The sequence below is a fragment of the Brevibacillus sp. AG162 genome, assembly GCF_006715575.1.
GTDB lineage: Bacteria > Bacillota > Bacilli > Brevibacillales > Brevibacillaceae > Brevibacillus > Brevibacillus brevis.
In genome coordinates this window covers 96736-118610 of sequence record NZ_VFNO01000010.1, presented here as the reverse complement: position 1 = coordinate 118610, position 21875 = coordinate 96736, and the positions used below count along the sequence as shown (strand labels likewise).

Annotated in this window: 23 protein-coding genes and 1 pseudogene; 18 read left to right on the top strand and 6 right to left on the bottom strand. The window is 45.4% G+C overall.

Translation table 11 applies throughout. The features are described 5' to 3' along the window. Window positions 1-29 precede the first annotated feature (29 nt). Entirely contained in the window at window positions 30-2144 is a 2115-nt protein-coding gene (locus tag FB479_RS24525; protein ID WP_142067075.1) for an RCC1 domain-containing protein, read from the top strand. Window positions 2145-2196: 52 nt separating this feature from the next. On the opposite strand, the gene FB479_RS24520 is transcribed toward FB479_RS24525, so the two are convergent. Beyond that, entirely contained in the window at window positions 2197-2607 is a 411-nt protein-coding gene (locus FB479_RS24520) for a YjdF family protein (protein WP_106655408.1), read from the bottom strand. A 348-nt stretch (window positions 2608-2955) separates the two neighbouring features. Here FB479_RS24520 and FB479_RS31310 point away from each other — a divergent pair. From FB479_RS31310 to FB479_RS24495, 4 genes and pseudogenes are all read left to right on the top strand, one after another. Beyond that, a pseudogene (locus FB479_RS31310) lies at window positions 2956-4382 on the top strand (EAL domain-containing protein). Window positions 4383-4537: 155 nt separating this feature from the next. Then, entirely contained in the window at window positions 4538-4996 is a 459-nt protein-coding gene (locus FB479_RS24510) for a GreA/GreB family elongation factor (RefSeq protein WP_142067020.1), read from the top strand. 115 nt (window positions 4997-5111) lie between these two features. Continuing rightward, window positions 5112-5387, top strand: a complete 276-nt coding sequence (locus FB479_RS24505) for a hypothetical protein (protein ID WP_142067019.1) — start codon at window positions 5112-5114, stop codon at window positions 5385-5387. Between the two features lie 237 nt (window positions 5388-5624). Beyond that, window positions 5625-5813: an alpha/beta-type small acid-soluble spore protein gene (locus FB479_RS24495; RefSeq protein ID WP_007729278.1), complete on the top strand. Its 189-nt coding sequence runs from the start codon at window positions 5625-5627 to the stop codon at window positions 5811-5813. 122 nt (window positions 5814-5935) lie between these two features. On the opposite strand, the gene FB479_RS24490 is transcribed toward FB479_RS24495, so the two are convergent. Further along, a complete protein-coding gene (locus FB479_RS24490; protein WP_142067018.1) occupies window positions 5936-6658 on the bottom strand; it encodes an EAL domain-containing protein in 723 nt (240 codons plus the stop codon). Window positions 6659-6882: 224 nt separating this feature from the next. Here FB479_RS24490 and FB479_RS24485 point away from each other — a divergent pair, with 224 nt between their 5' ends. The 7 genes from FB479_RS24485 to FB479_RS24455 all read left to right on the top strand — a co-directional run bounded on the left by FB479_RS24485 (window position 6883) and on the right by FB479_RS24455 (window position 12378). Continuing rightward, window positions 6883-7497, top strand: a complete 615-nt coding sequence (locus FB479_RS24485; protein ID WP_106655404.1) for a superoxide dismutase — start codon at window positions 6883-6885, stop codon at window positions 7495-7497. A gap of 13 nt (window positions 7498-7510) precedes the next feature. Further along, the gene (locus FB479_RS24480) at window positions 7511-8170 is read left to right on the top strand and encodes a helix-turn-helix transcriptional regulator (protein WP_142067017.1); all 660 of its coding nucleotides are present in this window, start codon (window positions 7511-7513) and stop codon (window positions 8168-8170) included. Window positions 8171-8308: 138 nt separating this feature from the next. Then, on the top strand, window positions 8309-9190 hold the full coding sequence (locus FB479_RS24475; RefSeq protein ID WP_142067016.1) for a hypothetical protein: 882 nt from the start codon (window positions 8309-8311) through the stop codon (window positions 9188-9190). 98 nt (window positions 9191-9288) lie between these two features. After that, window positions 9289-10068, top strand: coding sequence for a CsxC family protein (locus FB479_RS24470; RefSeq protein WP_142067015.1), 780 nt, complete (start codon window positions 9289-9291; stop codon window positions 10066-10068). A 142-nt stretch (window positions 10069-10210) separates the two neighbouring features. Continuing rightward, window positions 10211-10648 carry a MerR family DNA-binding protein gene (locus FB479_RS24465; RefSeq protein WP_142067014.1) on the top strand — a complete coding sequence of 146 codons (438 nt, stop codon included), beginning with the start codon at window positions 10211-10213 and terminating at the stop codon, window positions 10646-10648. 82 nt (window positions 10649-10730) lie between these two features. Then, window positions 10731-11924: an MFS transporter gene (locus FB479_RS24460; RefSeq protein ID WP_106655399.1), complete on the top strand. Its 1194-nt coding sequence runs from the start codon at window positions 10731-10733 to the stop codon at window positions 11922-11924. 88 nt (window positions 11925-12012) lie between these two features. Beyond that, window positions 12013-12378, top strand: coding sequence for a MerR family transcriptional regulator (locus FB479_RS24455; RefSeq protein ID WP_142067013.1), 366 nt, complete (start codon window positions 12013-12015; stop codon window positions 12376-12378). A gap of 47 nt (window positions 12379-12425) precedes the next feature. On the opposite strand, the gene FB479_RS24450 is transcribed toward FB479_RS24455, so the two are convergent. Further along, complete coding sequence (locus FB479_RS24450; protein ID WP_142067012.1) at window positions 12426-13184, bottom strand: SDR family oxidoreductase; 759 nt, start codon at window positions 13182-13184, stop codon at window positions 12426-12428. A 145-nt stretch (window positions 13185-13329) separates the two neighbouring features. On the opposite strand from FB479_RS24450, the gene FB479_RS24445 reads away from it, so the two are divergent. From FB479_RS24445 to FB479_RS24420, 6 genes are all read left to right on the top strand, one after another. Beyond that, complete coding sequence (locus FB479_RS24445) at window positions 13330-14139, top strand: nucleotidyltransferase (protein ID WP_142067011.1); 810 nt, start codon at window positions 13330-13332, stop codon at window positions 14137-14139. Window positions 14140-14331: 192 nt separating this feature from the next. Next, window positions 14332-14616 carry a hypothetical protein gene (locus FB479_RS24440; protein WP_142067010.1) on the top strand — a complete coding sequence of 95 codons (285 nt, stop codon included), beginning with the start codon at window positions 14332-14334 and terminating at the stop codon, window positions 14614-14616. Window positions 14617-14654: 38 nt separating this feature from the next. Beyond that, complete coding sequence (locus FB479_RS24435; RefSeq protein WP_106655394.1) at window positions 14655-15110, top strand: DUF2628 domain-containing protein; 456 nt, start codon at window positions 14655-14657, stop codon at window positions 15108-15110. Between the two features lie 34 nt (window positions 15111-15144). After that, a complete protein-coding gene (locus FB479_RS24430; RefSeq protein ID WP_142067009.1) occupies window positions 15145-15546 on the top strand; it encodes a hypothetical protein in 402 nt (133 codons plus the stop codon). Window positions 15547-15623: 77 nt separating this feature from the next. Next, complete coding sequence (locus FB479_RS24425; protein ID WP_142067008.1) at window positions 15624-16265, top strand: hypothetical protein; 642 nt, start codon at window positions 15624-15626, stop codon at window positions 16263-16265. Window positions 16266-16310: 45 nt separating this feature from the next. Next, a complete protein-coding gene (locus FB479_RS24420) occupies window positions 16311-17246 on the top strand; it encodes a DUF4261 domain-containing protein (RefSeq protein ID WP_106655392.1) in 936 nt (311 codons plus the stop codon). Between the two features lie 133 nt (window positions 17247-17379). Here FB479_RS24420 and FB479_RS24415 read toward each other — a convergent pair whose 3' ends face one another. The 3 genes from FB479_RS24415 to FB479_RS24405 form a co-directional block, all read right to left on the bottom strand. Then, a complete protein-coding gene (locus FB479_RS24415) occupies window positions 17380-18612 on the bottom strand; it encodes a hypothetical protein (RefSeq protein ID WP_142067007.1) in 1233 nt (410 codons plus the stop codon). A 472-nt stretch (window positions 18613-19084) separates the two neighbouring features. Beyond that, complete coding sequence (locus FB479_RS24410) at window positions 19085-20116, bottom strand: YkvI family membrane protein (RefSeq protein WP_142067006.1); 1032 nt, start codon at window positions 20114-20116, stop codon at window positions 19085-19087. A gap of 154 nt (window positions 20117-20270) precedes the next feature. Then, on the bottom strand, window positions 20271-21665 hold the full coding sequence (locus FB479_RS24405) for a hypothetical protein (protein ID WP_142067005.1): 1395 nt from the start codon (window positions 21663-21665) through the stop codon (window positions 20271-20273). Between the last annotated feature and the right edge of the window lie 210 nt (window positions 21666-21875).

The following is a 21875-nucleotide window of genomic DNA, read 5'->3' as shown; positions in this document are numbered from 1 at the left end:
TACATGAGACGATGGCGAGGAGAATCATGATGGTACGAAGAGAGAAATGGGTAGCATTATTGAGCTATACCGCGGTACTCTCCCTATTGACGACGGGTGGGGTCGCTGCTGCATCCCCTGCGAAGGCAGTTTCCCAAAAAGTAGAAGCATCGGTTGGCGCGACGGGCAATACCGAGGTGAAGCTGCAGGCTTGCAGTCAAGCTGATGCAAAAGCGGATGCTTCGGACACAACGATGAAGTCCTGGAAACCATTGGGGAATAAGCCGGTACTGGAAGGGATTACTTCGATTGCAACAGGCGTCATTTTTGATGAAGCAGGCTATGGGTGGAGGCCAGGCATTTCTTATGCCTTCACCGAGGATGGGCAAGTGTGGAAATGGGGCTTTCAATCTGACAAGAAGTATGAACCGTACAAACTAGCCGGGATCAAAGATGCCAAGCAAGTCATGACGGATTATGTCCTCACGAGCGCCGGTGAAGTATGGCAGATCGACGAGAAGAAAGCACCTGAAAAACTGGCCGGTCTGGATAAAATCAAGAACATTCAGCAGATCGACCTTCATGAAGGCGTACTCTTTTTACTAAAAGAAGATGGTACTGTATGGAAATGGAACGATGGAGCGAAAGCAGCAGAAAAGGTGACGAAGCTCTCGAATATCCGTGACATGTATAGCTCAGCCTTTTCCTTGTTTCTAGTAGATGACCAAGGGAAGCTTCTTTATCTCGATGGCAAATCCGGAGAACTGAACACAGATAATCTGCAGGAAATGGATATCCCAGGGAAAGTCAAACAGGTAGCCGTCGATTACACGGATCGCGCCTTGATCCAAACAGAAAAGGGCGAAGTGTACAGCTACAATACAAAAGAAAATGAAAAAGCAGTGCGTGCTGCTCATGCAGATGGTGCCACGCGGATGGCAGTTGGCGGAGAAGGATTGTACTTGGTCGTAAAAGCGGACGGAACTGTCTGGGGCTGGGGACATAATACCCATGGAATGCTCGGTGCGAATCTGGAAAATGAGCTGAAGGAGCCTGTCAAAATAGCAGGTCTATCTGATATTACAGACGTACGAGCGGGCACCGACCATGTGATTGCTCTCGATAAAACAGGAAACGTCTATTCATTTGGCAGCAATATGACAGGACAGCTGGGTCGAATCCCTGTTACCTTTGACAAATGGACAGAATTGGGCGAATTACGTGATGTAAAACAGGTAGTAACTGAGTTGGATCGACCGTACTTCGTTCGTAAGGATGGTTCTGTATGGAGTTTTGGCGCGGATCGAGTGCCATATGAAGTGAAAGGACCTGCGAAAGTAAAAACAATGGATAGCATCATGGATTTTCCGGTTACCTTGAATGAGAACGGACAAATCCAGGTGTGGACTAATGAATTTAGCAGCTGTGAAACATTGGCGTTGCCTTCTCGCATCAAGGATTTTGTTGGTGGGGAGAAGCATCTCTTGTTGCGTACGGAAGATGACCAATTCTTGACTGTGGAATTCAGTTATAATTCCGCCGAACGCGGAGGGGGATCTGGCATCACGAACTTGCGCCCCAAAAAAGTGGAAACCCTCAGGATCGATTCAAAAATGGCTCCGGATGTAACCAAGCTTTATGCCAATCTTTATACGTTCTTTGCAGTGACGAAAAATGGTCAGGTATTGTACGCAGAACGGAAGAATGATGAACCGTTTACTTCATTTGCGCAGATAGCTGGTATGAAAGGCATTCGTGAGCTTGCACCTGAGTATTTTGTCCGTTATACAAAGGATACCGCATCAGTTTGGGCGATTGATGATGCAGGCAAGGTTCAGGAAATTCAGGTGTACCCTGAGAGCGAAGGGAATGACGCAGGAGCCATCAAAGTGAAGCTGGAACCCAAAGCGGAAGAAGGCATTGCCATGATGAGCGGACGTTTGCGGATTACCAAGGATGGGCAAATATTCGAACATGATTGGGAACCGCTTCAAAAGCAAAAAGTGGCTGCTCCCGTCAGACTGATTTCATCCACGTATGACTATGCAATTGAAGGCCCCGGCTCGCATTACCATGTGCTAGTCACAGAAGATGATAAGATTGTATTGATTGGCGATAATCCATACGGAAAAGGCGAGCTTCAACCAGATAAGGTCAGACAATAAAAGAAAAACCCTCATAGCTTGTTAGCTTGAGGGCCTGGCACAGCGGAAAAGATCATCTTCCTCTGTGCTTTCTTTTTGCTTTTTGAACCTTTTGCTGCCATTTTTTCTCTTGAATCTCAAGCAATCTTTGTCTTCCGACGACTTTCTTTTCTTTCTTACGTCTGCTCAGCTCAAGTTTTATGGCTTCTTGAGCACGGGTAGACACACCGCTAGACTTCATTTCCTTCGCGACTTGTCGAGCAAGACGCTTGGGGTTTACTCTTTGCTGAGATGGTGTCTCCACTTGGATCGTTTGTTGGGTAGCATCAAGGAGAGAGTGAATCTGGTGCAACACAAACAATTGGACTTCTCCATCTTTAGGTTCCGCTCCAAAAATGTACCTGGACGCTTTCAAATGTCCAGCTTCTTGTTGCTCAACGACTCCTACCCAGTACTGCCCATCAAAATACACGGTTAGTTTCAAACAAACCGCCCCCTCTAACAAGACTTAGAGTGATGGACATCCCGAGGGGGGAAGGTTACTGACAGAGTATGCATATGGACATGCTCTGCGCCCGGACTACCAACCGGGCTGTGTTTTTACACTCTTGATTAGAGTATGTAGGAAGAATTTCCAATTTGCAAGCTGGGTCAGCATACTTTTCCCCGTATGTGTTGCTTTAAAAGAAATGGAAAATGTGGTTGTACTTATATTCAATCGAATTCGTCCAAAGAAAACAGCGCTGCATGTTGCCAACCTTCGATTTCGCCAGGAGACGATTCTGCACGGATTTTACTAAAAGGAAACACCGAAGTTCTAGCACAAATGAACATGATTAACTTGACGGAAGAGGATTTGCAGTTAATAGCAGCGTTTCGTCCAGTCATTGAGACTGAAATTGAGCAGATTACGTCTTCTTTTTATGAATCGATTCTCCATGTGGACTCTTTGAAACATATTGTGATGGAGCACACAACCGTTGAACGTTTGCGTCAGACCTTAAAGAACCATTTAATCGAAATGTTTGACGGCCGAATCGATCCCGCCTTCATTGAAAAACGCTTGAAGATTGCGATGGTCCATCAAAAAATCGGGCTTCCTCCCAAGTGGTACATGGGTTCTTTTCAAAACCTGTTAGGCACACTCATGCGAATTATAGATGATCGGAAAGAAGTTTATCCTTACTCAAAAAAACTGGCAAAAGCCATTACGAAGCTGCTCAGCTTTGTACAGCAATTGGTACTGGACATAGATCGTTTTAAAATGATCAATGACTCGTTGGGCCATACGTACGGGGATCGTTTTTTGCAAGAAGTGAGCGAGCGTATCAAAAAAAGCGCGGAAGGATTCGATGTGACAATTGCCCGTATGGGAGGTGATGAGTTCACATGGATCTGCCAAAATGTTGAAACGTGATCACGAGTTTTCGACGTTGGCTGATCGGGTGGTCAAGGAAATCAAGATCCCCTATGTCTTGCAAGGAAAAGATTATTACGTCTCGGCGAGTATTGGTGTTGCGGTGTATCCCGATCACGGATGCAGTGAGGAGCAATTGCTCAAAAATGCAGATGCTGCCATGTACGAAGTGAAGAAAAACGGGAAAAACGGATTTCAGTTTTTTACCAATGAGCTCGATGACCAAGTGTTGATGCGTATCGAACTGGAGAGGGATTTGAGAAAAGCGGTAAAGAATGACGAGCTGGTTTTGTACTACCAGCCACAGATTCAGACGGGGATCAATCAACTCAGTCAATCTGTCCTCTCGTCAGTTCCACCAACCCAATCTCGTAGGTTATATTCGACAAATTCTGGTAGAGAGCGGACTCGAACCGCAGTACTTGGAATTAGAAATAACGGAAAGCATGATGATGGACGCAGAACTTTCCACAGAAATTTTAAAGGAATTGAATGATTATGGCGTCAAAATTAGTCTGGACGATTTCGGAACGGGTTACAGCTCGCTCAGCTACCTCAAGCTGCTGCCCATTCACAAGCTGAAAATTGATCGTTCGTTCATTACGGATATTACAATGAATCCGAGTGATCAGGCGATCGTCGCAACGATCATTTCCATGGCGAAGCATTTTAACATGAATGTCATTGTGGAAGGGATCGAGACGCAGGGACAGTTAGACTTTCTCACGGAGAATGCCTGCAAGGAAATCCAAGGGTATTACTTTAGCCACCCATTACCCGCAACGGAAGTAGAGAAAGCATTCTTCACGCCGGTCCGCAAGCGTTTTGATCATCCTCTGTAAAGCATTTCTAAACAGCAGATGGAATCATTTTGAAATTATTGATACAATAGTGAGAGTCCCTTCGGGGGCTATTTTTTTAAGGAGGGTTTTTCCGATGAAGAACATTACGTTCATCAAACACGTTTATGAAAAACAACTGGGGGGTGAAATCTACTATGAACCCTAGTATATTGAATGGCACCAGAAATCATCTGATCAACCAGCTTGTCTTTTTTGACGAGCAGTATTCGCTCTTTTACGATCAATATGTACGCAATTATGGAAAAGAAAAGCAAGCCATCGATGAGATTGTCGAGCGTTACAAGCAAACACTTGAAAGCCTTTTGGCCAAAGAAGACAGTGCACTCTTTCAATCGCTTAAAGCAGTTACGTTATTAGGCAGCAGCGTAAAAGTGCTATTTGAAGAAGATCAATTTGAGGAGTCATTTACTGTGGTGTATCCCACAGACATTGACCCGGATAACAACAGAATTTCATTCTTATCGCCCATAGGCAGGCAATTGCTGCTAGCGGCTCCACACGATTCTGTTGTGCTGGAAAGTCCGGTTGGCAGGCAACAGGTGCAGGTTCGGGAGATAAGCTTTACATATATGGGGGGATTCTCGTCACCTTAGGAATCTCCCCATCGCATCGATCATATGAGAAGACACTAACACGATGTTAGTGTCTTTTTTTGTCCATTCGAGTAAAATGCAAGAAAAGTAAGCCGTGCGTACAGGAGGAAAGACGATGAAAACAATTGCGTGCCCAACATGTGAACAAGATGTGCAATGGGATATGAATCGCCTGCAGAAGCTGGAGGAGCGGTGGGTGATGGCTTGCGAAAAATGCGGTGGCCAGTTTTTCAGCGTGTCAGAGGAAGAAAAGGAAATGATTCTTGCGGGCATGCGATTGACGGAAGAGTATGTACCGGATATCATCAATGCTTATCACAGTGAGGATGTAAAGAATCTCCCTTCCAGGGTTGGGTTCGGAGAAATCAAAAAAAGCAACTCAGAGGAATGAATTGTAGGCTTTCATCCGATTGCTATTCCTCGTAATCAAACTGCCACTCGATACCAAATTGATCAACGACACTTCCAAAGCATTTGCTTCAAAACGTCTCTTACAGTTCCATTCTGACCGTCCCGCCCTCTTTTCATTGTTCATATTCATACTTCGGTCGGAGCATGTTTGAATATGCTCCCATAATCTGCATATACTACCATTCACTAAAACAATCACAACCAGAGGTGAACAGCAATGGCACGTTCGAATTCCTTGGTGTATGGACAAGCTCGCGCAGCACTTGATCAATTAAAGTACGAGATCGCTGCTGAATTTGGAGTCGAGTTGGGAGCAGATACGTCGGCACGCCAAAATGGTTCTGTCGGCGGAGAGATGACGAAGCGTTTGGTACAATATGCGGAACAGCAAATGTTTCGTTTGTAATCCCTCCTTGTGAGGGATTTTTCTTTCGCTCACATTTGATCGAAATATCGCGTATCGTTAGGAGACCGACGAGACAATCGCAAGGAACGAAGAACAGCAAAAGGGGGGACGATGAGAAGTTTTCATCGTCTTTTTTGTGTTGCTTGAAGTGGTTCTGGGTGCCCCAGCAAAAAACCTTGACCAACAGGTACCCCTAATGCCAAAGCGGCAGATAAATCTTCCGGCTCCTCAATTCCTTCCAGTACAAGCTGCGTTTGATCTTGACAGTATTGGACGAAAAGCGAGACGAGCTTTTGCTTATTCGGTACGGAGGACAATTGCTTGCCGAAGTACCTGTCGAGCTTAACGATATCCGGTTCATACTCCACGATCTTTTTTAATGACGCGGCACCCGAGCCGACATCATCTAATGCGATCAAGAATCCATGCTGTCGCAGCTCACGTATTTTTTGCCCCAACAATCTGATTTCCCACATCTTGTCTTCTTCATTGGCCTCGTTAATTTCCAAGACAATTCGACTGTTCCACGATCTAAACAAGCCCTCGGTAATAAACGATAGGAAAGCAGGGTTCAACAACGTAGAAGGAAACACGTTGATGAACAAGAGCGGAACATGATCGTTGAAAGCCACATTCGTAAAGTACGATTGAATTGCTTTTTTCATCGACAGCGTATCCAACTCATACAAGTGTCCTTCTGAACGAGCCTTTCGAAAAAGGGATTCTGGCGAGTAGTGTGTAGCTGAGCGAAGAAGTGCTTCGTACCCGAAAAATTGTCCTGTCGTCAAATGCACCAGGGGCTGAAAAACAGGATATGGAGGTTCCTTTTGCAATACGACGTTCATGGAATCATATTCCTTCCTGCACCAAAGATTTGACTTAAAGAAAAATTGTTTCCTTTAGGAAAGATAAGTTGTCGATATTTTACAACAGAGCGGTAGGGTTTGCAATGCAAGTTTCCTACATAATTACATTTTGCATTAAGGAAACAAATTTGGATATGTACAAAATATTTTTCATCTTGTAAACTAGGCTTGTAACCGACAATCAAGATTGGAGGAGATAGGAAATGGAAGCCTTTACGTTACCGGAACTGCCATATCGCTATGATGAGCTGGAACCTTACCTGGATGCGAGAACGATGGAAATTCATCACGGGAAGCATCATGCAACGTATGTGGCCAACTTAAACAAGGCCCTAGAAAACTACTCGCAGTTCAGGAATGCTTCGGTCGAAGAACTAATCAGTAACTTGGAGGATATCCCGGAAGACATTCGCATGGCAGTTCGCAATCATGGAGGCGGTCATTATGGACACAGCTTGTATTGGTCGATCATGAGTCCGGCTGGCGGCGGGAAACCGACAGGGGATATTGCGAAAGGAATCGACAAGTATTTCGGAAGTTTTGAGGAAATGAAGGATGAATTGACAAAAGCAGCTGTCAGTCGCTTCGGATCAGGATGGGGCTGGCTTGTAGTCAACGGAGACAAGTTGGAAGTGACGAGCACGCCCAATCAGGATACTCCTTTTATGGAGAAGAAAACGCCCATATTGGTCGTAGATGTGTGGGAGCATGCTTATTACTTGCAGTACCAAAACAAGCGCCCTGATTTTGTCTCGTCCTGGTGGAATGTTGTTAACTGGGAGGAAGTCAATCGTTTGTATAACGAAGCAATCCGCTAAGGCAGGTCCATCAATGAACAGACACGCGGTCTATTTTCAAGAACAGGAGAAGCGTCGAGAAATTTTGATGTTGCTTAAGAAGCGCCGTTCGATCAATGTCCAGGAACTGTCAAAGCATCTTGGCATAACCAAAGTCGCGGTGCGTAAGCATTTAGATGTTTTGCATAGAGAACGGTATATCGAGTCGCGAATCGTCCGCCAGCGAACAGGCAGACCAGCCTATGTGTATCATCTGACGAATACTGCTGAGCAATTATTTCCGCGTCACTACAGCGATTTGGCTACGGAGATGGTGGCGGGCATTCAGGATTTGTATGGGGAAGCCTTCGTCGATCAATTGTTTGAGAAGCGAATGGCACGGACGTTACAAAACTATCGGGAGGTAATGAGAGGACAAGGTTTTGACCAGCGAGTGAAAACGTTGGCGAGCATACAAAATGAAGAAGGATACATGCCTCACTTGGAAAAAATCAGGGATGGTTTGTATGCGCTTGAAGAAGCAAATTGTCCTCTCCTACAAGTAGCCATTCGCTATCGCCACGCATGTCAATGCGAGCTCTCCTTGTTTGAGTCGCTAGTAGACGCTCATGTAGAGCGTACTTCGTGTATGACGGAAGGACAAGTGAAATGCCGTTACCTGATTAAAGAAAAGCGCAGCAATGAAGAATCGTAGTGAACAAGACATCCGTTATAAAGGCGGATGTCTTGTTGTTGTAAGCAAGTGGATGGGAAGACGAATTGTTTACCGAAAGGGCAGGCGTCTATACAATCAGACGGGCGATCACGTATGGATAAAGGGAGGAGTATTTTGATGGAAAGGAGTGAGGACATGCCGAACGACAAGAAAAATCCTAAGAATAGAAGGCCCATTCTTAATCATCGAGGCTCCTTGAAAAAGTCGAGAGCATCACTCCCGCTCCTCTATGTCGAAACGAAGGAACAGATGTTGCCTCAGGAAGGTGCCATAGATAAGCAGAAATTGTATCGTTCTAAGAAACAGAAGGGCAAACGACGAAATCATGCCACGCGGCCTCCTGCCAACCAGGCAGCTAGCGAACACGTCTCTCCTCATTCCAGTCCCACCCCCACCCCCATAGATGCCAAGGATCTTCCGCAAGAAAATAACAGTGCTCAGCATGAACTGATTCAAGCAAAAGTAGTCTACGTGGAACGCACCGGTCAATCGTTCATGCAGGTGGCTTTTCTGGAAGAAATTTGGGACGTAGAGTGGGTCCATTCCTTACGTATACCCTGGAAGCTAAATTGGAAGGAAGTGGAATGCCAAAGCAAGATTGATGTCCAGCACGTTCGGCACGATGATAGCAAAAAGCTTATCTGGCTGTCTGGTGAGTTGGAAATCAAGGGTTTGGGGATCACTGTCCATTCGCAAAAATTAGAGCACGAAACGATTCGCATTCCATTTACCTCCACAGTATTACGACCATCCTTACCGAAAGCAAATGTAGGAACAAGTGCAATTCTCCTCACAGCACCAGCTTGTCCGACGAATAGATGGGTAGAGACGGGAGAATGGCAAATCACAGTGATGGCAGATCCGCTCACGGATTCTCAATCAGAATGGAAGGAGTTCAGCGGCTTGGCAACCATTAGCGGTCGTGTATGGTGGTATCGGAAGCAGCTGGTTCCCGTTCCGCCACCATACATAACGAAAAAGGTAAACAGTCTTTTCTAGAAAAAAGGGCAGATAACGCTTGGCATCAGCCAAATCCATATTGAATCTAGTCCATATAATATAAGGAGAGTAGGTCGTTGATAAAGGAGAGAGTAAAAATGGGTATACATGGCGATGGCTGTAAATGTGGCCAAACTCAAGTTACGCAAAATAGCTGCACGGTGGAAAACGCCCGTGTGTTCGGAATGGCTTCAACCGAAACCGCTTTTCCTAAAACAATTAAAGTACCTGTAACGTTGGCAGAAACGGCTGTTGTCGTCTGTGTGGAGGCTAATGTCCATTTGGAAAGGCCTGCACTTGAGATCATTCGGGTATTAAAGAGTGTCATTTTGGAGCAATGTGAGCTGGTTCCCACATTCAACCCGTTGTCTGCAAAGTTGTTCGTCAGTGGTTTTATTCGCAAAAATATCGAGTACACCACAGTCGATCAAGTAACGGGAAGTGCTGTATGCGGTGATGTACGACATACAACGGCGCTGATCCCATTCGATTTCTGTACGGATCTGACCTTTCCGGCTACAGGACCGACTTTGCAACTGGCACCAGATTTCGAGTCACACGGAGAATATCTGAATAAATCGGGTCATGGGGCAAAGATTAACGTAGGTTTGTTTGGCAACCGAAAATTTTACAACGAAAGACCGTATTGTGAGCTGCTATTCACGGAATTCACCGAATTAGACATCGGTTTGGAAAATAAGCGGTGCAAAGACACAACCAAGACATTCTCGACCGTTCGTGAAAAAATCGTTCTGCGTCTTGGCCTGAAGGTTTTGCAGGATCAGCAAGTTCCTATTCCAACAACACCAGCACCGACACCACCACCAAAACCGACATTTCCGCCGCCTTGCAAACCGATACCTAAGAAAAAATGGTAGTAAAGCTGTAGAAAAAAGAAACATAGTAGAAGTGCAGATGAGACTTCCTGGGGCGTTATTACATGCTGACTGGAAGTCTCATTTTTGCTGATTGACTCTGTACCTAACTACAGCCTTTCTCATACCGATTGAGGAGGAAAAAATGGATAGATTGACCAGAAGCCAAGTGGCAAGTGAAGCCAATGTGCATATTGAAACAGTCAGATACTACGAAAAAAGGGGACTCATTGCCACAGCCCCTCGGAATGAATCCGGCTACCGCATGTTTCCTCTGCAAACCGTTACCGACATCCAATTTATTAAACGTGCTCAGGAAATTGGCTTTACCTTAGAAGAGATCAAAAACCTTTTGATTCTGTACAAAAAAGACGAAGAGCTTCCCACTCAGGAAATGCACCAGCTGGCCCTTGCCAAAATAGAAGAAATCAACAAAAAAATAAGCCAGCTTGAGCATTTCAAAGCATTACTTGAAGAAGTCACGAATCGTGCGCCATCGATGTGGTCCGTTCAAAGGAGCAATGCCCGATCATGCAAAAATGTTCAAAAGGAGAGAAGTAGAATAATCCGTTTCGGGGCATAAATTCTCCGCTCAGAGGTAGCAGCCGTTATGCATTTCTTTTACGATTTCTCTAATGCGAACGTCTGGAAGGAGAAGATGTACAATGTTTCGAATACGGTTCAGCATCTTTTTAAGTGTGTTTGTCGCGATGGTAGGCTTGATGATTATTGCTCCTGTGATGCCCCCGCTCATTCGTGAATTGGGACTCAATGAAATCCATTCTGGCATCATTATTTCACTCGGCTCCATTGCAATGGCTGTGATGGCACCCGTTTGGGGACGGTTAAGCGATCGAAGGGGAAGGAAAGCAGTCATTGTCATTGGCTTTATCGGAATGTTCGTGAGTTATGTCCTGTTCACGGCAACGATGTATGCGGGTTTGTCGCAGCTCATAGGAGGTGGATTACTGGTTCTTTTGCTGATTATGGCTCGTGGATTAATCGGGATGTTTATTCCGGCCGTTCCTTCGGCGGCTCAGGCGTACATGGCGGACGTCACGGATGAAAAAGGCAGAGCAGCAGGTATGGCGTTAATCGGCGCCGCCAATGGGATGGGGCTTGTTCTTGGCCCGGCGATTGCTGGAGCCTTTGCGCTTATCGGTCTCATCTGGCCGTTATACATTGGCGCCCTGTTACCGATTGTCGCTTTGCTTGTCGTCAGTTTCTTGATTCCTGCTCACAAACCAGTTATTCAAGAAAAACTACCCAAGGTGAATCCTTTTCAAAAAGGCCTAACGCTTTATTTGTTTGCTGGATTGGCGACAATGGTCAGTATCGTTACCTTGCAGGTCGTGGGTGGGTTTTATTTTCAGGACCAGTTGTCTTTGACGACGAAGGAAACCGCTCGCATGATTTCAGTTGGCCTCATGATTACCGGAGTAGCGATGATCGTTACGCAAGGACTCCAAATGAGAAATCCGAAATGGCAGCCAAAACCACTTATTCTAATTGGTTCGTTGCTTGTCATCATCAGCTTGGCTCTCTTTCTTTTTTTCATGAACTTGATCGTATATTACGTGGCTTTTTTCTTGTTCGGTATTGGAACCGGGTTCATGATGCCGGGATTTATGGCTGGCTCTTCCTTAGCAGTTGGTCGCGAGCAACAGGGAGGCGTAGCGGGGCTTGTCGCATCCGTCCAAGGTATTTCTGCTGTGATCGCGCCCATTCTCAGCACAAGTCTTTACCAATTGGAAAAGCATCTCCCTTTTGCAGTAGTAGGCGTGCTTGTCATATTGATGGGAATGACATTGCTCTTTTCCAATAAGGAGAAAGGATTTACGACACAGCGACATCTATGAATCATCCTGATACGCGGCATCTTTCATTCCTCGTCTCGACTCGCATATAATTGAGGTAGCCAATTGTTGTGAGGAGGTCCTTTGCCGCGTGAAAATAAGTGAATTATCACAATTAACCAATGTCAGTACCCGGTCGATCCGCCATTATGAAGAAAAGGGCTTGCTACAGGCAGAAAGACTCGAAAATGATTACCGCCATTTCAATGAATCGGCAGTCAAGCGCGTCAAGATGATTCAACTGTACTTAAAGCTGGGGTTAACAGCGGATGAAATCAGAACGTTGTTCAGAGGGGAAGTTGCATCTCCCGACGATTACGAATATTGCGAGGAAATGCTTGCGATTTACGAACAAAAGCTCAGCAGAGTGAACGAACAGATTGAGGCACTCCAAGAGTGGAAGAAAACGCTGGAGAGGCAAATATCCATTACACGTGGTAAAAAAGTTACGAGCTAGTTCATAGTCACAGCCCCGAAGCGATCAGATGCTTCGGGGCTGTCTTATTACAATGAACTTAAGTTTTGCCCGAGACCACCATCCACAGTTAGCCTCGCACCAGTCGTAAAGGTAGCGTCAAAGGCGAGGAATAGCACAGCTTTGGCCACTTCATCAGATGAACCATGACGTTTCATTGGTGTAACCTTGTCGCCAAGCTCCTGGAAAGTAGCACGTTCTGCATCCGTGAAACCGGCAACTCCCATGGAAGGCGTATCAATGAAACCGGGACTCACGACATTGACGCGAATCCCCTTGTCTAGCAACTCCACTGCAAAGCCGGAGGCCAAGGAACGCAATGCCGCTTTGGATGCACTGTATACGCTCATGCCGGGGTAGCCGCCTTCATCTGCTACGGAAGATGTAAATACGATCGAGCCTCCTTCATGAATAAGTGTCGCCAAGCGCTGGACGGTGAAAAATGCCCCTTTGGTATTCACTTGAAAAATCCGATCATAGGTCTCTTCAGTGACTTCCAAAAACGGTTCCAGAATGGAAGTACCTGCATTCACATGGAGAAAATCGATCTTGCCGAAATGCTTTTCAACATAGTCTCCGAATGCTTGCACATCCTTCATGCTTGAAACATCAGACACTACAACCTGTGCCCGTTCGCCCAGCTCACGTTTGGCTTCTTCCGCATTTTTCGGATTGCGGCCAGAAACGATTACCTCAGCGCCACCTGCCAGCAATGCTTTTGCCACAGCCAAACCCATACCATGTGTACCTCCAGTTACGACAGCTTTTTTCCCTGTATAGATGTTCATTTCTGTTCCTCCTTGAGAGAATGAGTAATCTTTCAGAATGTAGTCTAAACGTTCACGCTAATGTGAAAGTCAAGGGCTTATGGATTAGGTAGACGGTATACCGAAAGAAAAATCTGTTGTAAAATTTTTGAAAGGAGTGTGTGAAATGCTAAAACAGAAGCAGATTATCGAAGCCGTTCAAGAAGCTTGTGAGCAAGATGAGCAAGTTACATCATGCATGATGTATGGCTCCTTTACAAAGGGCGAGGGGGATCAATACTCGGATGTTGAGTTTTATATTTTTATAGACGATCCTTCTTTTGAGACATTTCAATCCAAACATTGGGTCGCCAATATTGCTCCTTACGATTTGATGTTTTTCAATGAATATGGAACGGAAGTCGTGATTTTTTCTAATTTGATCCGAGGTGAGTTTCATTTCTTGCCTGCCTCAAAAATCGAAATCATAAAAAGCTTCAAGCCGACGGGAGTTTTCCCTGATACAAACTCCATGTTTATTTACGACAACACAGGGATGCTGAGAGAATATCTGGATGATTTAGGGGGCAAAGGTCCAGAGAGATTGACTGATGAAAATGTTTCCTTTGCTTTCCATAACTTTGTTAACGCTTGGTTGTTGGGAATAAACGTGATGAGAAGAGGAGAACTCGCACGATCTTTAGAGGTGTTAACCTATGTGCAAAAGTATATGTTGCAGCTCCTTAGAATCAATGAGCAGAATGTAGAGCGGTGGCTAAACAGCACGAAGAATTTGGAGAGAGACTTGAGTCCTGAAGCATACGAGGATTACACATTGATCACAGCAAGATTGCGGAAAGAGGAATTGGAACAAGCCTATACGCATGCGCTGATGCTGGCGGACAAATTGAGGAAGCAATTGGAGCCTCACTATGATTTTGATGTGGATGAGAAAATGATCGGTAAGCTTCGCGATTATTTGAGTCAAACCGAATAACAGATGGCCCGCGTATGTAAAAGCTAGGTTTATACGGCAACATATTGGATTCAAAAGACACTAGAGTCGTTCTACTAGTGTCTTTTTGTCAAGATCGGGTTTGGTGTCGAATGGGTTGGTTATTTTTGGTATAATTCAAGGGCATTGAAGCTTTGGGGTTGGATCCAACATGAATGGAAGTGACTGTATTACATGATCAATCTGGGGCAATATCCTCATAGCAAAGAGAGTCTTCGTCAACTACTTGAACGATCAAGAGCGAGAACACTCTCCCATGAAGAAGTCGCAAAGTGGTGTTGGCTGTTTTGGTCAAGATGGAGATCAGATGAAGACGATTTATTTACAAAAACAGATGAGATGGCAATCGATATCGTGATGGAGATTGGAGAATTTTGGGTAAATAAGCCACGGTATGGAGTCCAAACAATCATTTTCGGGGATGAACAGATCGATATGTGGATTGGCAGATTACAATAATCCGTTAGAAAAGCACGATTAGAATTGGAGGGGAATACTTGGACACTCAACTAACGCTAAATTATTTATCTGCGTATGTCCACCACCATAAGTACTATCTGGATGTGTGGCGTACAAAAGGGTTCTCATGGAATTGGGGAGCTGCATTTTTTGGAGAAGCATGGTTTGCCTTCCGGAAGATGTATCTGCTTGCAATCATTATTTATTCTGTGAATCTATGTGTAGGTTTACTATTGGGTTTAGTTGGACTTGATGATGCTACTTTTTATGAAATATACATTGTCTTCGCAATTACTCAACGAGTACTTTTCGCATTAACAGCCAATTTTTTGTACTATGTTTCGGCAGTGCAAACAATTAAAAAAGCTCACAGTAAACATACAACGCTTGATCTAGATGAGATAAAGAAGCTGGGTGGGACTAGTGTCCGGGCTGTTATTGTGGTGGTGCTGGTAAATTTTTGTTTTAGTCTACTGGATCGATTCTTGACATAGTGAAAAAGTTTCCTCAATAGAGGAGGGAAATAGTATGGGAGAAGCTTATAAGCTGCTTTGTCATCATTGTTCCTATAACCAAAAAATATATGTTGGCGTTGGATTCAGATATATTCGATTGCCGGAAATATGGGAATGGTTCGAGGATGAAGCTGGCAAGGAGCGTATCCGTGATTTTATGCAGGACAATAGCACGAGACATAGCTGCTTTCAAGGTCTGTATATTTGCGAGAAATGCAATTACCTGCTGAATGCCACCTATTTGTATATGGAGTCGAATACCGATACATATAAGAACAGCTATGATTGTCCACGATGTTCAGAGAAAATGCCTTCTATGCCTGTCGATGAGGAGCTTGATCACGGTCTTGCGTTAGCTTGTCCCGAGTGCGGCACGGAAAAGCTGTCCGTGGAGTGTTTCTTGCATTGGGATTAGAAAAGGCGTCCCATAGACAAATACGAGTATTTGGACGAATTATTTATAGTAGCTAGAAACTTGAAGGAGAATCTAACATGAGCATTTGGCCTAAGCCTTTCTTAGAGCCCGAAGCATTAAAACAGCGCCTGCTTATCCTAAGCGCACTGGATATCGTATTGTGTCAAGAGGAATGGCTGCGCAGATATCAGTTCGATCCACAATGGGATGAAAACACAGCCTTCGCGAGCGTTAGCAATGGCGCTGGCGACGATCTTTTCATCCTGTTCACCCCTGAGGGCGTCATTGTAAAAGGGTTCGATCATGAATCGGAAATGAGTCCCCATGCCAGAGAAGAATACGAAGTTTGGCCTGGCATCTACGAGCAAGTCCCTCCTGCTTTGCTTCATCGATTCGATGACGAAGCGGTTACCAAGGAGGACGTTACGTTTTGCTTATGGCGAGAATCTACTGATCGCGTGTGGAAAACAGGAGACGTACATAATCCGCAAGGCTTGGATGACGGATCAGATTTTTTGCTTGGGATGATATATGACAGTCCAGAAGACTATGTAGAATGGGCAGAAGCCTACTACGAGGTGAAAGTCCCGCTCGATCTAGTTGGTTTCACGTATTCAAATACTTCCATCACCAAAGAAATGATCATGGAGCTGAATCCGGAAGTTGATCTGGAAATAGCGATGAAGGAGCTTCAAGGGATCGGATTTACAGTTACGTAAAGCACACCATGCCTCATAAAAATAGAATGGAAAGAAGATGACGATATGCCAAAAGGTATGTATTCTCAAGGAGTTGCCGTCCTGCTGTCAGAGGCGGTTCCGATTCATAAAATAGCAGACATGCTCAAGGATCAATTCGAAATTGCCAACATCATGGAAACGTTCGACCAATGGGTGTTCAGCGGTCCTAGCTTGCTTATTCCGTACCGTCCAGATGTAAACGGATATATTCAGGTCGATGTCGTCGATAAGCCTTGGCCGGATAGTATGGGAGATCCGGCAGAAGATACGATGCTGTTTGGCGCTTGGTCGATGGGCTTTTTCGGACCGTTTACGTTCTCGAATAGCCTTGAGCGGGCAGCTCAGCAGTCGTGGGGATTTCCCGAAGGGCGGCAAGTCTCATCCGAGCACAAAGCGTTTATCCGTATTCGCTCTTCTTTCGTGTTGGGAGAGTCGAACGATCAGGCTCCTGTACTGCCTGAGGACTACGAGCCGCTCCCGGAGTTGAAGACAGTCACTGCTATTGCGGAATCGCTGTTGAAAATGCCAGAAGCCCTTTGCTTTTTTAATCCAAATGGAGAGTGCCTTGCGTCTGCCGAGCTGATGCAAGAGCTCGATCAACGCTATGAGCAAATACAGCTTCTTCCGCTGGAGCTGTGGTCCAATGTCCGGTTATTCAATCTTCCAGAAGGATGGCTTTTGATGGATACCGTCGGCATGCAACAGTTGGATGTGATCGATCATGAGGCGGTATTTAATGGGGATGCCTACGATCCGAATGAAGTTGCGAGTTTCCTGCGTAATATATCGAACTATGTATATGAAAATGGTCCTGTTATCAATGACGGCGATACAACCGATGGGCCGGGTGATGAAATTTGGAAGTGTGTCTTGTTAGAGGAAGGGTTGGCAAGCCCTCCGCGTGATGTGCTTCGCTGGTATCCATTGGATGGAAGGGAAAAGCCTGCGGGATTGGAATAATTGCGTGATCACTTGGGAGACCAAGGAAACTTGATAAGAAAAAGCACGACCATTTCCCTTGATTTGCAGGGCATTGTCGTGCTTTTTTCGTTAGCATGAGTATTTCTAGAGAAGCCAGGCTCATTGTACCTGCTTATTTGATAATCTCCTCATAGATCAGTTTACCGTCATGAGTATACACGCCTATTTTCTTGGTCCCTGAGATGGTGTACTCGATGGCAACTGTTTCATTCGTAGGGGTGATCAACAATTGATGCGGAAAGTTGAAGCTTTTATTGTTAGCTGTGTTCGTTATGATCTGGGTATCCGTATGGAACAACTGCCCCGTCTGTTTGAGCTCTTTTAATTGTTCCGGCTTATTTAGCACATATTGTTGAGGTGAGACGACTTTATCTGCTGCGTTTATTTTGGCAAAGGTATATTGCTTGTTGTTTTTCGTCACAGCGAGAAAGTGACCATCAGCTGTCGGGCGGATAAACGCATACTTTTTGGAAACAATGAGCCCTTTTTTATTCATCAGCACATAAAATTCTTCGTTCCCCAGCTTGCCTGAGACAATGAATGCTCCACTGTGCATATTCGATTCGACTTTGTAATTACGGGAAGGCTTCAGCATAATTTTGCCTTCATTGCTGATAAAATGCGTCTGGCCGTTTATTTTCACACGATGCCAGCCTTCACCATATCCGAAATATTCATCAAAAAATGGCTTGCTCAGTTTTTTTCCATGAATATTTCTCATGCCCATCTTGTAGTATTCGTCCCCTTTTGCGTCTTTTACCATTTCACCATAGGGCAAGAAGTACGGATCAAACGTTTTCGTAGTCGGTTCGGCTACGTAGAATGGATGATCCGCGTCCGGAAACTTCTTGGTAATTTTCCCTGTTTTGGCATTGTACAGATACGGCAAGTTTCCCGGGTAGTCCGTGCCCGTAAACCATTCCCCATGTATCTGGTTGAAACCAACATCGCAACAGGTACCCATCGGTGAAACTTTGCCATGCTTATCGTAGACCAAATATTCCGTATGCTTGAAAAAGCTGCCATTATAAAAATAACCGTACCCATTTCGGAGCGGGTACACTTCACTTTTATAAGCGAGGTACTTGCTTTTTATTACTTTTCCAGACGGTGAAACCAATGACATGGTGTAAGTCTTTGGAGGTGAATCGTGCTTGTAAAGTGGTTGCTTCGTGAAAAGAAAGAATGGCTCTGTCAAATGAGACGGGATTTGCAGGTTTTGATAAACCACTGGTAATTGTGGTGGATTTAATGGGTCTTGCTGCTCTTCAGCCTTGATTGGCGAGGTAGAGACGAAGGTGAGGAACAGAGCGAGCATGGTTTTTAACAGGGTAGAAAATTTCATGATAGGAATTCCTTTCTAGTAGGTTGAAGAGTTGGCCTTAATATATGACGGTTCAGTCGTGACAAATGTTACCATTCGTTTGTAAATAAATGAAAGAGTTCCAAAAGAGAGTGCGAATATGTCTGGCGGGTACAAATCAACAAAATTGAAAGCTAGCGGGTGGAAATGATTGGAGATATGATCAAAGAAGCGAGTCGCGAACAATTGATCATTTATAGTAAAAAGCCGACTGCTTCACGATGGAGAGTCGGCTTTTACGTATAGGTTCATATGTGAAAGACTGTTGAGAAACGTGGTCAGGATTTATTCGAACTATATATAAATGTAATTTAAAATCGTTCGTAAATATTGAGCCGTCATCTCATTTTGTTAAAAAATTCTCGGGGGTAATACTTTTGGTTATCGTAAGTATCTCTCCTAAACACGAACAATATGTGTTCTTGATCTTGATGGGAAGAGTGGTCGTCCGTTTTTAAAATCTATGCTTAGGAATCGTCCCTGGAACCGAAATCCGACAGAGGGTAGACAACCCCAAATACCCAAATAACGGATACAAAAACATGAGCAACTGACTATACCCAATCAGGCACAATACAAAAGAAGTTGAGAACAAATACAGGTAAAGCCTCGATTCCGGAACGTTCAATAATTCACGCAGCTGCTGACCAATGCCGAACACGTTGGAAATCAGTGTGGTAAAAATCTCGGAATAGAGCACGAAAACAAAGAACAGTTGGAGCCACTCATTCCATTGGTCCGTTACAAAGAGAATCGGGATATTCATGAGACGGACATCGTCCCAGTTGGCCAACATGGCAGTATGGACGACAAGGAGCATGAATCCAAGCACAACCCCGCCGATAACGGCTGCCCGAAACAAAACAACCTTGTTGCGGATCGCATAGCCGATCGGGATGAGAACGGATTGGGCCATGGCCAGATTAAAGGACACATACAAGATCGTTTTCCATAGAAACGAGTAATCGGATGGCGCTGAGAGGGGCATTGGTGATTCGGCTGTGCCATCCAGCAATATAAGCAATGCAAACAATAACATCGACGGAACGACAATCGCATTCACGACGAGTAGTTGCTCCAACCCTTTTCGCAGAATCAACAGGGCGAACAGAACAGTGGCTATGGTCCCGACCAAATACGGAATGTCAAACTGCTCCTCCAAGACTGAGCCCGCTCCTGCCAACATGACAGTCGTTACGCCAAAAAGGGTGAGAAAGACCAAAATATTCATCGTACGACCGATCATCGGTCCAAACAGTTTCTGATTAAAGGATTCATAGGAGGGTGTGCGCAAATGATGAGCGATTAGCATCATCTTGTAGCCCAGCCAAACAAAAAGAGATGTGGCGAGCAGGATGCCGATCGTTCCCGCATGACCGTAAGCGGTGAAAAACGCGAGAATTTCTTGACCGCTCGCAAACCCGGCACCTACGACCGTTCCAATGTACGTTGCTGCGACCTGGATACTTTTTCCCCACAACTTCATACTGGTTTTTTCCTTTCCCATCCAAATAACTGCTAGTACAAGTGTATGAACCTCGGAAAAAAACAGAATGAGAAAACTTGTCTATCTCCAAACCAGATCAAGAAAAAAGCGAATGGCACGTGACCATTCGCTTTTTCGTATAAATACCGACATTTTACAGAAGAAACATCGCCACGATTGTCGTCACCAAAAGTCCGATCGCCACCGGATATAGATTGCGTCTCGCCAGCTCAAAAGGGTCTACTCCGCAAATCGCGGCAGCAGGGATCAATGCCCAAGGAATAATCGTTCCACCGCCGACCCAGATGGCAGCAATTTGTCCGAGGGCTGTCAAGGTTGCCGCACCAGCACCCAAAGCAGTTGCGAACAGTTGGGCCAAAGAGCCAGCTAGGGTAATCCCGGAGAAGCCTGAGCCATCCAGCCCTGTAATGACACCTACTGCGGATACAGTAAGAGCAGCCACTTCCTTGCTAATGGGAATCGTCTGTGCAAGCGCCACGCCAAGGTCGTTCACGATTCCGTGTGAACCCTGCGGCAGCACTTCCCCAAACACCTTAATAAACCCACTGTCGCCCATATAAAAGAAAGCAGCAATCGGGATGACTGGCCCAAAGACTTTAAACCCGAACTGAAAGCCTTGAATGAGATGTGTTGTAACTTGCTCGAGACCACTTTGCTTGTGCGCGAGCATTGTTGCGATGATGAGAATGAGCAAGGCGGTTCCGCCCACGAGCGCCGTTGCATCGCCTCCGCGTAAATCAAAAGCAAACATGGCCACGACATCGAGGATAAATAATACCGGCACAAGTCCAGCCAACGTACGACGCACGCCATCTGACAAAGGGACTCGTGTGGAAGTAAAAACAGCATCGGGTACGACTGTCTCTTTGGGGGAAGCAAGCACACCGAGCTTCATGTCCTTTTTCAAATACCAGAATGCGATTGCTGTTGTCACGACGCCCATAATAATAACGAGGGGGACACTGGCCGAAATCACGTCCGAGACAGGAATCCCTGCGGCTTTGGCTGTTAAAGTGGGAGCCCCTTGAATAATATAATCGCCGGACAGTGCAATCCCGTGTCCGAACAAGTTCATCGAAACGGCGACACCCATCGCCGGCAGGCCAGCGCGTAATGCCACGGGCAACATGACAGCACCGATCAGTGCGACAGCTGGAGAAGGCCAGAAAAACCAGGAAATGACCATCATGACGATCCCGATGACCCAATAAGCCAATGTGGGATTTCGAACCAAATGGGTCATCGGCCGAATCATCGTTTCATTTACGCCCGTATCCGTCAAAACGTGACTCATGGCAACGATGATGCAGATGACTAAAATCGTCGGCAATAGCTCGGTAATCGCATAGATGAAGCTGCCGAATATTCCGCCGACAGCTGTTGTCACAGATCCGGTCGCTACGAAACCGAGGACCGCTATGCCTACGATACTGATCAGACTCGTATCTTTTCGCAAAACCATTACGAGAATAATGCCGATTACGAACAAGACGTACACACCATGTATCCACAAAAGCTCGATTCCCATGTCGCACCCTCCTTTTTCGTTACTCCGATGAAAGTACCTGGATGTCACAACATATGCGAAAAATAGGCCATGGGTGAACGCACATCCTAGATCAAGCGAGTGGATCGGCTGGAAAACTGGCATTTTTGTCCATGATATGCCACTATTAATGAATGACGAATATTTGGGTTCCAAGCAAGAGAGGGGGATCGGCACATCGACGTACGTAAC